14 protein-coding genes and 2 tRNA genes are annotated in these 12,457 nt (G+C 43.6%); 7 read left to right on the top strand and 9 right to left on the bottom strand.

Annotation, left to right across the window (positions count from 1 at the left end):
- Positions 1 to 177 precede the first annotated feature (177 nt).
- From ACPUEY_RS03050 to ACPUEY_RS03040, 3 genes are all read right to left on the bottom strand, one after another.
- A tRNA-Phe gene (locus ACPUEY_RS03050) sits at positions 178 to 253 on the bottom strand.
- A gap of 136 nt (positions 254 to 389) precedes the next feature.
- Positions 390 to 465 (bottom strand) — tRNA-Phe (locus tag ACPUEY_RS03045).
- A gap of 487 nt (positions 466 to 952) precedes the next feature.
- A complete protein-coding gene (locus ACPUEY_RS03040; RefSeq protein WP_092820994.1) occupies positions 953 to 1,330 on the bottom strand; it encodes a GNAT family N-acetyltransferase in 378 nt (125 codons plus the stop codon).
- Between the two features lie 96 nt (positions 1,331 to 1,426).
- Between ACPUEY_RS03040 and hisB the strand changes: the two genes are divergently transcribed.
- The 5 genes from hisB to ACPUEY_RS03015 all read left to right on the top strand — a co-directional run bounded on the left by hisB (position 1,427) and on the right by ACPUEY_RS03015 (position 5,197).
- Positions 1,427 to 2,020: an imidazoleglycerol-phosphate dehydratase HisB gene (hisB, locus tag ACPUEY_RS03035; protein WP_086197720.1), complete on the top strand. Its 594-nt coding sequence runs from the start codon at positions 1,427 to 1,429 to the stop codon at positions 2,018 to 2,020.
- A complete protein-coding gene (hisH, locus tag ACPUEY_RS03030) occupies positions 2,020 to 2,637 on the top strand; it encodes an imidazole glycerol phosphate synthase subunit HisH (protein ID WP_092820993.1) in 618 nt (205 codons plus the stop codon). The genes hisB and hisH overlap by 1 nt, the downstream gene beginning before the upstream one ends.
- 104 nt (positions 2,638 to 2,741) lie before the next feature.
- Positions 2,742 to 3,419, top strand: a complete 678-nt coding sequence (locus ACPUEY_RS03025; protein WP_092821056.1) for a 3'-5' exonuclease — start codon at positions 2,742 to 2,744, stop codon at positions 3,417 to 3,419.
- Positions 3,420 to 3,486: 67 nt separating this feature from the next.
- Entirely contained in the window at positions 3,487 to 4,218 is a 732-nt protein-coding gene (hisA, locus tag ACPUEY_RS03020) for a 1-(5-phosphoribosyl)-5-[(5-phosphoribosylamino)methylideneamino]imidazole-4-carboxamide isomerase (RefSeq protein WP_086197722.1), read from the top strand.
- 76 nt (positions 4,219 to 4,294) lie between these two features.
- Positions 4,295 to 5,197 (top strand): DMT family transporter, encoded by a 903-nt coding sequence (locus ACPUEY_RS03015; protein WP_425121102.1) that lies wholly within the window; start codon positions 4,295 to 4,297, stop codon positions 5,195 to 5,197.
- A gap of 581 nt (positions 5,198 to 5,778) precedes the next feature.
- On the opposite strand, the gene ACPUEY_RS03010 is transcribed toward ACPUEY_RS03015, so the two are convergent.
- The 3 genes from ACPUEY_RS03010 to ACPUEY_RS03000 are packed head-to-tail and all read right to left on the bottom strand — an operon-like array spanning position 5,779 to position 7,789.
- Positions 5,779 to 6,171 (bottom strand): DUF4870 family protein, encoded by a 393-nt coding sequence (locus tag ACPUEY_RS03010; RefSeq protein ID WP_425121101.1) that lies wholly within the window; start codon positions 6,169 to 6,171, stop codon positions 5,779 to 5,781.
- Positions 6,172 to 6,200: 29 nt separating this feature from the next.
- Positions 6,201 to 6,824, bottom strand: a complete 624-nt coding sequence (locus ACPUEY_RS03005) for a DUF1294 domain-containing protein (protein ID WP_425121100.1) — start codon at positions 6,822 to 6,824, stop codon at positions 6,201 to 6,203.
- 14 nt (positions 6,825 to 6,838) lie between these two features.
- Complete coding sequence (locus tag ACPUEY_RS03000) at positions 6,839 to 7,789, bottom strand: homoserine kinase (protein WP_425121099.1); 951 nt, start codon at positions 7,787 to 7,789, stop codon at positions 6,839 to 6,841.
- A 111-nt stretch (positions 7,790 to 7,900) separates the two neighbouring features.
- Here ACPUEY_RS03000 and hisF point away from each other — a divergent pair, with 111 nt between their 5' ends.
- The gene (hisF, locus tag ACPUEY_RS02995; RefSeq protein ID WP_425121131.1) at positions 7,901 to 8,662 is read left to right on the top strand and encodes an imidazole glycerol phosphate synthase subunit HisF; all 762 of its coding nucleotides are present in this window, start codon (positions 7,901 to 7,903) and stop codon (positions 8,660 to 8,662) included.
- A gap of 377 nt (positions 8,663 to 9,039) precedes the next feature.
- Here hisF and ACPUEY_RS02990 read toward each other — a convergent pair whose 3' ends face one another.
- Complete coding sequence (locus ACPUEY_RS02990) at positions 9,040 to 9,636, bottom strand: hypothetical protein (RefSeq protein WP_425121098.1); 597 nt, start codon at positions 9,634 to 9,636, stop codon at positions 9,040 to 9,042.
- A gap of 102 nt (positions 9,637 to 9,738) precedes the next feature.
- Here ACPUEY_RS02990 and ACPUEY_RS02985 point away from each other — a divergent pair, with 102 nt between their 5' ends.
- Positions 9,739 to 10,764, top strand: coding sequence for an AraC family transcriptional regulator (locus tag ACPUEY_RS02985; RefSeq protein WP_092820445.1), 1,026 nt, complete (start codon positions 9,739 to 9,741; stop codon positions 10,762 to 10,764).
- Positions 10,765 to 10,892: 128 nt separating this feature from the next.
- On the opposite strand, the gene ACPUEY_RS02980 is transcribed toward ACPUEY_RS02985, so the two are convergent.
- The gene (locus ACPUEY_RS02980; protein ID WP_092820446.1) at positions 10,893 to 11,138 is read right to left on the bottom strand and encodes a hypothetical protein; all 246 of its coding nucleotides are present in this window, start codon (positions 11,136 to 11,138) and stop codon (positions 10,893 to 10,895) included.
- A 69-nt stretch (positions 11,139 to 11,207) separates the two neighbouring features.
- Positions 11,208 to 12,323: a DNA/RNA non-specific endonuclease gene (locus tag ACPUEY_RS02975; RefSeq protein ID WP_425121097.1), complete on the bottom strand. Its 1,116-nt coding sequence runs from the start codon at positions 12,321 to 12,323 to the stop codon at positions 11,208 to 11,210.
- Positions 12,324 to 12,457: the final 134 nt, after the last annotated feature.

Genomic DNA, 12,457 nt, shown 5'->3' with positions numbered 1-12,457 from the left:
GAAATTCCGTTTTTGCTCACTTGGACTCGGATAGACGGTCTTTCCAAAACCGCTCAATCCATTAATGAGATTCGCTTATATCCGCCTTTTATCGCATCTTGCATGCAGGGATAAGTCCCCATATCCAACAGACAGGCAAAAAAAATCCCCAAACAATGTTTGAGGATTTTTTAAATATGGTGGCGAGACCCAGGATCGAACTGGGGACACACGGATTTTCAATCCGTTGCTCTACCTACTGAGCTATCACGCCGATGCCGTGTATTAAGCCGTATCTGTTATCAATAGTCAATATAATTCATGACATTTTTATTTGATCGGGTATTTTTTACCCAAAAAAAATCCCTGATGGGATCAGGGATTGAAATCTTAAAATCAGATTTTGAATATGGTGGCGAGACCCAGGATCGAACTGGGGACACACGGATTTTCAATCCGTTGCTCTACCTACTGAGCTATCACGCCGATGTCGCGTATTAAACAGTTTAAGTGTTTTACAGTCAAGCAGGTTTTGGGCTTTTTAAAGCAAGTGCTTATTTTTAAGGCAAATTGGCATTTATTTGCCTATTTTTTATTTAAAACTCAAATCATTATTTAATAGATCTCTTTTATAAATCAGAAAATGTTCAATATTTGATATTTTAAATCAGCACGGCCTCATTTGATTGATTTAATTTTTTTACCTTCTCGTAGGCAATCTCTCTACTTTTGAAAGGTCAAAAGTAGACAAAAACCTTTTGTTTCCCATACACGACATCCTTGTCGTGATGGGAAACGTGTGGCATCCATGCCACACTCATGACTCTAATATCGACTAAAATCTATTTTCAATTTCAGCTTTATGAACAATTTTTAGTTTCTAAAATGATTTATGAAAGAAGTCTAATCGCCTCCATATTTTTCACTTATAAAAAAACAGCCTGAAGGCTGCTTTTTTATGTATTGGACGGGTTTAAATTTTTTCCAGATGCGCCAGACAGCGATGAATTGCCCCACAGCCCGGTTCAAATGTCTTCACGCCTTTTTCTTCTTCTATGCGGCACACTTCACTGACCAGCCGTTCTGCAACCCCGCGTCCACGGTTGGCCGGGTGTACCACAATATTTTCCAGCGTCCGGCTTTCCCCCTGCCCGGTACACCAAATTGCCCCAATCACTTTAGTATTAAATTCTGCTGTGTAAACTAGGGTATACTGAGCCAAGTTTTGCTCTAGTTGTTCAATGGCATCCTGCCCATCTCCAAATTCCGGGCTAGTGTCATACAGTCGCTCAAGCTGGCTGCGCACTTCGTCATTTTCTAGTGAAGTATAAGCGTGTACGGTAATAGGCATTGATTAACCCTCCTGAGCAATCTAATATGCGGGGACTTCGTCGCCGCGAAAAAACATTTTACATCATCATTTTTGACGTTTTTGAGGAACGTGTCTATGACGCAACGTATCAGTGAAGTGGTAAGAAACACTAACGAAACCAAAATCCGAGTTCGTGTGAATCTTGATGGTACAGGTCAAGGCACTCTCAATACTGGTGTCCCATTTTTAGATCATATGATTGATCAAATCAAGCGACACGGCTTATTTGACATTGACATTCATTGTGATGGTGACCTGGAAATTGATGACCATCACACCGTAGAAGACTGTGGTATCACCCTGGGACAGGCATTTGCCCAGGCACTGGGTGATAAAAAAGGCTTACGTCGTTATGGTCACTTCTACGCCCCACTGGATGAATCTTTAAGCCGTGTTGTGGTTGATTTATCGGGCCGCCCAGGCTTGTGGATGGATATTCCATTCACTCGCGCACGTATTGGCAGCTTTGATGTTGATCTATTCTCTGAATTTTTTCAAGGTTTTGTGAATCACGCCTTAATGACGCTACACATTGACAACCTGAAAGGCAAAAACAGCCACCACCAGATCGAAAGCGTGTTTAAAGCATTTGCCCGCGCACTCCGTATGGCATGTGAAGTCGATCCACGTGCAGAAAATACAGTAGCTTCAACCAAAGGTACCTTGTAATGACCCGTATTGCCCTTCTTGACTATGGTATGGGAAATTTACACTCTGCAGCCAAAGCCCTGGAACATGTCGGCGCAACAGTAGATGTCACCAATGATCCCAAACTGATTGCCCAGGCCGACAAAATCGTCTTTCCGGGTGTCGGTGCAATGCGTGACTGTATGCAGGGCATGCATGAAGCCGGTATTGATGAAGTGGTACGCCATGCCGTATTCAACAAGCCTGTGCTGGCGATCTGTGTCGGCATGCAGGCGCTGATGCAGCGTTCGGAAGAAAATGGCGGTACCGATGCGCTGGGTATTTTTGCAGGTGAAGTGAAGCGCTTTCCGGATATGGAAGGCTTAAAAGTACCGCATATGGGTTGGAACCAGGTGCATCAGGCAGACCCAAGTCATCCAATGTGGAAAGACATTGAACAGGATGCGCGTTTCTATTTCGTGCATAGTTTCTATGTTGAACCGCAAGACAAGAACATTGTGGCAGCCACTTGTGACTATGGTTTAGAGTTCTGCACGGCACTGCATCAAGAAAACCTGTTCGCCACTCAGTTCCATCCTGAAAAGAGCCATACCGCAGGTTTACAGTTACTGAAAAACTTTGTGGAATGGAATATCTAATTTCCACGCTGCACATCAAAGCCCAGTTTCGACTGGGCTTTTATTTTGCCTAAAATACGAAAAGCGATTAAGCTGAATACAAACCAAGAAAACTATTGATGATTATGGAAGAGCCACTGCTTCAAACCCTGCCCAGCAAAGAACAGATTCAGGTCTTCCCTTTATTTAAAAACCTTCCGATGCAACAGATTCAGGTGATTCACAGCCTAGAACAATGTCATGCTTTGGAAGCAGAATTAAAACACTGTGCTGTTCTGGGTTTTGACAGCGAATCCAAACCGACCTTTGAAAAGGGCGAAGTTGCAACTGGACCACATCTGATTCAGCTGGCGACCTTGGACAAAGCCTACCTGTTCCAAATGAATGACGAGATTTGGGAATTTTTAAAGCCGATTTTTGCCAGCCGTGACCAGATTAAAGTCGGCTTTGGCTTAAAGAATGATGCCCATCTGTTCCGTAAAAAAGGCATTGAACTGAACAGTGTGATTGAACTGTCGAAATGCTTTTCTGCCTTTGGCTTTAGCAATCCGATGGGACTGAAAAATGCCATGGCACTTCTATTTCAGGTGAACTTTCCCAAAAGTAAAAAAACCAGCACCTCGAACTGGGCACGCAAAACGCTGACTCCACAGCAGATTGACTATGCCGCTGCCGATGCCTATGCCCCGGTTTTAGTGTTTGAAGAATTATTACGCTTAGGCTTACTCCCCAAACATATTCCCAATACCACATTAAAGTTGCGCATTCGCCCCAGCAAAATAAAAGCTGAAACTGGTGCTTAGAGATTTGCCAATACTTTGTTAAGATGGAACACAATGAATTCAATAAGATTAGGCAAGGAGCGAAAGCATGCTGATCATCCCTGCAATTGACCTGAAAGATGGCAAATGTGTCCGTTTAAAACAAGGCCGTATGGAAGACGATACCGTATTCTCTGACGATCCAGTTGCAACTGCACAGCATTGGGTCAATGAAGGCGCACGTCGCTTGCATCTGGTGGATTTAAACGGCGCTTTCGCAGGTACACCGATTCACAAACCTGTGGTGGAAGCAATTGCCAAAGCGCAACCAGAACTGCCTATTCAAATTGGCGGTGGTATCCGCTCACTGGAAACTATTGAACATTATTTGGATGCCGGTGTGTCTTTTGTGATTATTGGCACCAAAGCAGTTCAAAATCCTGAATTTGTTGAAGAAGCCTGCAAAAAATTTGCCGGTCACATCATTGTCGGTATTGATGCCATGAACGGCATGGTGGCAACTGATGGCTGGGCAAACGTGACTGATGTCAAAGCAACAGATTTGGCTAAACGTTTTGCCGATGCTGGTGTATCAAGCATTGTCTATACTGACATCGCGCGTGACGGCATGATGCAGGGTGTAAACATCGAACAAACCGTCAATTTGGCGACGTATTCAGGTCTGCCTGTGATTGCATCTGGTGGCGTGACCAATCTGGACGATGTGCGCAACTTAAAAGGCCAGCCGGGCATTTTAGGTGCCATTACCGGTCGTGCCATTTACGAAGGCACGCTGAATCTTCGTGAAGCGCAATTATTGTTAGATGAACAATCACTTTAATTCCGTGATGTATCTCCAAGAGGTCTTCGGACCTCTTTTTTATTTCTGATATTTTAAAATCACTTTCTGTGTCAACATGCCCTATTTTCCTTCTGGCCTGAAAGCCAAAGCACCGCAACTTGCCTTAATTTTAATTACCCTGATTTGGGGCGGTTCGTTTATTACCGTGCAATACGGCTTAAACTTTGCCAGTCCGATGTTTTTTGTCGGCTGCCGTTTTGCTGCAGCCATGCTGTTTGTCGGCTTGTTTTCCTGGAAAGATTTAGCTGGAATCCGGCTGAAAGAAATTGCCGCAGGGGCTTTGATTGGTCTGGTGATTGCCTTGGGTTATGGCACGCAAACCATTGGGCTGCAAAGCATCAGCAGCAGTGAATCCGCTTTCCTGACAGCTCTCTATGTACCTCTGGTGCCGATTCTTTTATGGCTAGTGTTCCGTAAAACCCCGCAATTCATGACCTGGTGCGGAGCAGCGCTGGCCTTTTTAGGTCTGGTCTTTTTAACCGGCAATGGTTTTGGTGCAATCCAGCTGAATTTCGGCCAGATCATTACCATTCTCGGTTCAATCGCGATTGCCATGGAAATTATTCTGATCGGATTGTTTGCCGGTAAAGTCAATGTGCGGCGTGTCACCGTCATTCAGCTCGGCTTTGCCTCGATTTTTGCCTTTTGTATGATGCCCCTAGCGGATGAAAACTGGAATCCGGTCTTTTCCAGGCCGCTCGTGATCATTTTAGCTGGCTTAGGTTTAGCCAGTGCCGCCATTCAACTGGTGATGAACTGGGCACAGCGTGCAGTCGACCCTGCACAGGCTGCGATTATCTATTCGGGTGAGCCGGTTTGGGCTGCTTTAATTGGCCGTATCGCGGGTGAGCGTTTGCCCCTACTGGCCCTCCTTGGTGGGGCTTTGGTGGTGTTAGGGGTAATTGTCAGTGAGTGGAAACCGAAATTCTTGAAGAAGAATGAGGAAGTGAGCCCTTAAAAGCTGCATTTCTCCCCCTCCCTGACCTTCTCATCCGGGGAGAGAGAAACTAAAGCTGGAGATGATAAGCACTACCCTACAAGCAAGAGCTCCTTCACCAATTTCTAGAACGATGCTACTGCTAAAATACTATTTCTAATATGCCATTTCCAAAAAGACAGCTCTATCTCTCTGCTGTCCCATAATTTAATTTAAGTAAACTTTGGATTGACGAATGTGGCAGGGATGCCACATGTTACCCACACATAACATGGATGTTATGTGTGGGTAACAAAGGCTTTTGCTTACTTTTGGCCTGTCAAAAGTAAGACATCGCCTACACAAATACATTTCGATTTTATTGAAAAATTGTGGCTGTGAAAGACTTTAACTTATCTATGAAATTTTAAGCTTTCTCATCAGCAAAGAATTAAAGAAAATAATGAATATTGGATTAACAAACGAATGTCTACAAACAGACTTCATAAAAATTCATTTATATGATTCTAATTCGAAATTAACCGTTTTCAGCAAAATAAAAGCCCTTAACAGAACTATGGGACAGTACTGGCTCAATCTGCCTTTTTGAGTATCCACCCGTCTTATTGATACATCGGCTGATTATCATTCAGGCGCATCATACCGCGAATCGCACGATACACAATCCAGATCCAGGAAACGCCAATCACAACCAGACAAAATGCACTTACCCCTAAAGCAACCCCGGTAAATACATCCATGTTTTCACCCGTGAAAAACAGGAAAATAAAAGGAATAAAGGCAATCAGGTTCCAGAACAGATACCACCAGAAAGTTCGGATTTGCCAGGTAAAATGGCTTTCAAAAATAGAGCCACGTACATCATTGCGTTTTATATAGTTAATGATCAGGGCAACAACAGCCAATAAACCACCCGTAAAAATGGCAATCATGTAGAGGATATAAAGGATTAAAGTGAGGCTACGATGCGGATCTTGATCTATAGAATAATTCATTGTCATGCCTTATAAAGTCATTGCTCTCCTTAAAATTTCAGTACATTAAAAGGAGAAATCAGCCATAAAATCAAAAGTATGTTCAAGGCTATAGTACAAAAATAAATCTTTCTAAAAGGTTGTTTTTGTGTTTTATGCCGCAGTTTTTCCTGAGCCAGCCATGCCGTAGGCCAGCCGCCAAGAAAAGACAATACATGCAAGGCCTGTTCGGGTACGCGGTGCTTACCCTGCAGGGCTGCTTCTTTATCTTGGGCGTACATCCAGTAAGTGATGGCATTAATGAGACTAATAAATAACAGCACCATGCCACTTAATAAACCCGCTACGGTAAACACGGCCAAAGCCAGAATATAACCGACACAAGCAATTTGCATCGGTTTTAATTTTTGCGCAGGTTGACTGGAAGGTTTTGGCTTGCTGACATTTTTTTTAGTTTGTGACGCTTTAAGATAAGTCACCTGCTGGGCACGATAACGTCCATCTCCATCCAGCAATACCGTATATTCAAGCGCACAACCCACAATCGGACGGGGTCCCTGACGGGCAAAATCCTTGATATGCAAAAACACGCGATCTTTCGAGGCATCATTGGGCTGAATAAAACCATAGCCTTTTTCATCAAACCATTCGACTAATCGCCCCTGATCACGCATTTTTATATCCTATATCAAGCCGTCACAAATTTTAGTCGTTCCACAAGCATATTACGCATTTCCAAAGGATTTTTTTGAAGAATATCATCTCCTGTACGTCCTTGTTGTGCATTTTTTTGTGCGACTTGTAAACGCATCAGCCAAAAACGTGCAGCTGCCATAGCCAGATAGATTTCCAGGCAGGATTTTTCATCCTGAGTCAATGGACGCACCGTTTCATAGGCTTCTAAAAAGGCCTGGGCTTTCACTTCATTTAAGTGAACCTCAGGATATTCGGTACAAAAATCATTTAAGGTAATTGCAATGTCAAACAGGAATTCATCTTTGTTAAGTTCGTAAAAATCCAGAATTCCTTTTAATTCATTGCCTTCAAACAGGGTATTGTCACGGAACAAATCGGAATGAATAAAGCCTTTGGGGCGGTTTGGATAGACGGCAGTGAGCGCATCATAAAGTCCCAGCACCTCGCTGAGCAAAATGGCATCGGCCGGATTTAAAGTCGGTTTTAATTCTTTTGCCACTTGCAACCAGTAATCATGGTTACGATATTCGGCGCGTTCCAGAGGAAAATCCTGTAAAGCAATATGGATTTTCGCCTGAGCCACAGCAATCGCCTGTACCTGCTCCAGAGTTGATGGCATGGGATGCTTACCCATCATGCGCGGTGCAATCTGGGCGGGTTTATCTTTTAAAGTATGAATGGCTTTGCCCGCATAATTTAGCGGTACCGGCACAGCTACCCCCTGTTTGCCCAAATGCTCCAGCACGGGAACCAGCTCCCCCGCACCCTGTTCATCCATTTCTTCAAATATCGTGAGTACATACTGCTGACCATTTTCACAGACTAAAAAATAGTTTGTATTCTGAATACCTCCTTGAATCGGAATCAGGTCCAGCACCTCTAATCCATAAGGGGCTGTAAACGCCTGAACTTCCTGTAAAGTCAAAGTGGTATAAACCGACATAGAAAAACCTGCAAAAAAACTTACATAATTTTGATAGAATACCTGCTACGACTACCAAGGTGTAGCACCTTCGTGGCGAAGTTTCATAATCGGCTGTTATTTTTGGAAAAAATTATGCTTGCTAAACGTATTATTCCTTGCCTTGACGTAGATAATGGTCGAGTGGTGAAAGGTGTACAATTCCTTGATATTCGTGATGCAGGCGATCCGGTTGAAGTAGCACGCCGTTATAACGAACAGGGTGCAGATGAAATTACCTTCCTGGACATTACCGCAACCTCAAGCGGCCGCGATACCACGTACCGTACCGTTGAACGCATGGCCGAAAGCGTATTTGTTCCCTTAACCGTAGGTGGTGGTGTGCGTAAGGTGGAAGATATCCGCCTGTTGCTGAATGCCGGTGCAGATAAAGTCAGCATTAACTCGGCTGCGGTATTTAACCCGGAATTTGTGCAGGAAGCTTCGCAACGCTTTGGCGCCCAATGTATTGTGGTCGCCATTGATGCCAAGAAAACTGGCGACAATAAATGGGAAATTTTCACCCATGGTGGCCGTAAACCGACCGGGATTGATGCCATTGAATGGGCAGTGAAAATGGCCAATTACGGCGCGGGCGAACTTTTAATTACCTCTATGGATGCCGATGGCACCAAAGCCGGTTATGACCTGGCATTAATGCGTCACATCAATGACCGTGTCACCATTCCAACGATTGCTTCAGGTGGAGTGGGCAACTTGCAGCATTTGGCCGACGGTATTCTCAAGGGCGGTGCGGATGCGGTACTTGCCGCTTCTATTTTCCACTTTGGTCAATACACCATTCCGGAAGCCAAGCAATATCTGGCTGCTCAAGGAATTGAAATGCGTCTCTAAATTTTAGCATGCCTTAAAAAATCAAAAGAGTGTCTAAATGACACTCTTTTTTATTCATAAATGGCTTTGCAATCAAGCTTGCATAAAAAGTGCAGATAAAAAAAGGGAGTCTTGAAGACTCCCTATAAACCAAGAAAACTACAGCGCGGTTTCTTGAAAAGAAAAACAGTAAAATGACATATACAGTAGCTCGTCAAGTTAACTAGACCGACTTGATTGCGAAAACAAATATATAACAAAAAAATAACAAAAACATTGACCATTGATGCCGAAAATATTGACAAATTACGACAAGGTCTCGGCAGTCGTGACTTCTGGCGATTTTATTGCGATCTCTTCCTGAACAATAAAACTCTCCCTCCCTTCTGAGAAAATGATCATCTCCCCTGTTTTTCCACCCATTTTGCCGGGAAATAACGCTCAGTTATGCCGTTCAACAGATTTGAAACGGTGCCGGGCAGCAGAATTCCTAAGGGATTTTTCTCCTGCAATTCTGGCGCTGAAATCACCCGAGTTCCCAAAATGTAATCAAACCAGGGCTTGGTCACGCACCAGTTGGCATCCTGATTGGAATTCATATGATGATCATAATGCCAGGGGATTTTTTTCATGGCCCATTCTGGCTCTAAATGGGCACGGCGATGAATATAATAATAATTACAGGCGCTATATACGGTAGACAGAGCCATGCCTTTGGAGACCGGATAAAATAGCGTACCAAAAACGCCTGCAACCACGACTAAAGAGACAACTTCATTTTTAGTGCGCCAATTGGCAAGACCTTCGACATAGCCATGGTCATGAAATGCTGTTTTTCTGACTTCGCGATGATGTTCCCAATGTGACTTCATGCTGTCGGGCACCGGACTATAACGGGGTTTTCCACTGCGATGTGTGCCATGCAAAATATATTTGTGTGCTACCCATTCAAAACCATTGGCCACCACCAGCCCAACCAAAAAACCTTTCCACATATCCATTTCTCCCTATTTTATATTGAATATAGGTTATAAAATATGCTAAACATTGACCCAAAATAAAATTTAATTGACAATTACGACAATAAAAAGATCAATATGCCACATTCTAAAGACTACACAGGCTCTGTATATGGTGGACTTGGGCATTTACTTTATGCCTATAGTCAGGCCAAAGGCTTGGTTATTTCTGAAAAACTTGAACAAGTTCAGAATCTGGAACGTTTTGACTTCTGTCTTTGGCGTGATTTGCTGACAGATATAGACCAACATCTGCAAATTCCGGCACTAGGCCTGGATATTGCCGAACATGTCCAGCCTAAACATTTGGGCATCATTGCCTATATTGCCCTGTCCTGCAACACTTTGGGGGAAGCCTTATACCGTTATCATGATTTTCATCGACTGATCTATGATGGCAGTGCCTTAGAACTCAATATACAGGATGGATATCTGGCGCTTGGCTGGGGATACATCCCCTTTCATTTGACCACGCAAATTACCCAGGAAAATGCCATTGCCCTGATGGTGCAATTTTTGAAACATTTTCTGGAATTTAAAGATATTCATATACATGAAGTGCACTTTATTCATCCTGCACCGAAAAATGTGGCCATCTATGAAGAATACTTCAATTGCAAAGTCCTGTTTTCCCAGCCTAAGGCCCAAATTATTGCACCCATTCATCAGTTGGCTAAACCTATACGTCAAGGTGACCAGACCTTGCAGCATTTACTGATGCAACAAGCTCATGCCCTATTAGATAAGCTTCCCAATTCCACCCAGCTCGATCATCGTCTGCAACAGGCTATTCTCACCGGGCTGCAAAAAAACCAGTATCAAATCGCACCTATTGCCAAACAGTTACATATGTCGGTACGCCAACTGCAACGCCATTTACAGCAACAAGACACCACCTATCAGCAACGTATGCAGGAAGTACGGCATTTACTGGCTGTACAATATTTAAAAGACCGGCATCTGAGCCTGCAAGAAATTGCCTTATTACTGGGTTATTCCGAGCAAAGTGCCTTCCAGCGTGCATTTAAACAGTGGACCAGCCTTACACCGCAGCAATGGCGACAACAACAATATGCAAAAATTACACTCTGCTCGTCATCTTGACCTTCTATTTATTCATCAGGTTATGATTAATCAAGCAGCAATGTCCCGATTCCTATCAAATCACCTGAATGATAAAAAAGCTCACATCGGTGAGCTTTTTTATGTTCCATGTGGAACATAAACGCTGTTTACAAAAATGGATTTTCAATTTCCTGTTCATCCTGGCGGTCAATTTTTTCCGGAAGATGAGCTTCATTTTCCAAGGCACTGACCACGGCATTGACAAAAGCCTGCAAGGCTTTCGCTGCCTGAAGCCCGGCCTGATCTTTGGTCAGCTGTAAATTACCATAAATACTGACGCGGTCTTCCTGATTTTCTAAGGTTAAGTCGTGAATGGCATGCGATTCGGTACCATTTTCAAAAGGCTTGAACATTATATTTCCCCTGATCTTTGTTATTATTAAAAAGGTAGCATGATGACTTTCATCCTACCTAAAAAGGACTTATTTCAACAACTGTAAAATATACTGCAAAAGCCCTTCAATCAGTTGCTTAACAATCGCATCCTGGGTATCTGGATCGATCGTTGACGCACTGCCGTTGTTCTCGTTCGCTTGTGTAGGGGTTGAGTTTGCTGAACTTGCAGAGGAAGATTTAAACTTTTTCTGCAAAGCGCTCAGCTCATCTGCACTGACTTCTTCGGCACATTGGCTTTCTGCATCCCAATAAGAATAGGCAATTTTCTGATTCGCTTTCACGGCACTTGCCTTTAATGGCAAATTGTAAGTATTGCGCTTCTGGTCTTCGGTTAACTGCGGAAAAATGTTGATTCCGGTCAGATCTTCCAGGGCACAGATACTCATCACCTGCACTTTGGGTGTAGTATCTTTTAGGGTGTTGTCGGCATAGTACACCCCTGCCGCCCCTGTTTTTGGCATATAGATGGCTTTATAGGTTGCTGTCGGGACGATCACCCCATTACCTATAGTTTTCAGTTTTTTAGCTGAATACACCGGTCCCGTTACAATATAGACATCCTGCTTCTGCTTGGTCACAATGGCGCGAGTCGCCTCTTCCAGCTCCCGCCAAACCTGCTGATTGTTTTTCGGGGCCTGCGGCACCATGTTGGCCAATGAGAAGCTGTCAAACTGGGCATCTTTATTCGGCATGTCGGCATTCGGTGCCATGTGTCCACGATCATAGCCCGAAGCTTTATAGTCGGCCAAGGTCGCACGATATTCTGTTTTTAAACGTGTTTCTTCATGGAAGTTGTCTTCACGTGGAATTTTCTGGCTCAAGCGCTGCGGGGTCAAAGCTTCCGCCACCCACAAAGGCGTTTTCGACACCCCCGAATACATCACGTTAAAGCCATTAAAGCACAGCGGAAAGGCATTTTTAGTCAGGCTTTCCTTGGCCAGATAAGGCGGAATATCACGGTAAAACTGATCCAGACAGGCCGAGTTTGATGCAGATGGCAAGGAGACCAGCTGTTGAATTTTTTCCTGTCCAAAAGCAATTGCAAAGCTGCTGGTCGCCACTACCCCCAAAACAATTTTTAAACTATTCTGATTTAAAATTTGCATCAAAGATTGACCGCTTTTACCTTTCTTCATTGCCATTTTGAGCCGAACCCCTATTTTTCACGAGCTTAACAAGCAGTGAAAATGAAGTATATGTAGTAAATTTTATTTGCTTAACATTTAGACTAAAACTGTTCAACAAAAGCACAGTTGTTGTAACAGTCTGTCTCATT

Origin of the sequence: Acinetobacter sp. G11 (assembly GCF_049808495.1) — a bacterium.
Taxonomy (GTDB): domain Bacteria; phylum Pseudomonadota; class Gammaproteobacteria; order Pseudomonadales; family Moraxellaceae; genus Acinetobacter; species Acinetobacter kookii.
This window is presented reverse-complemented; position numbering and strand designations above follow the sequence as displayed.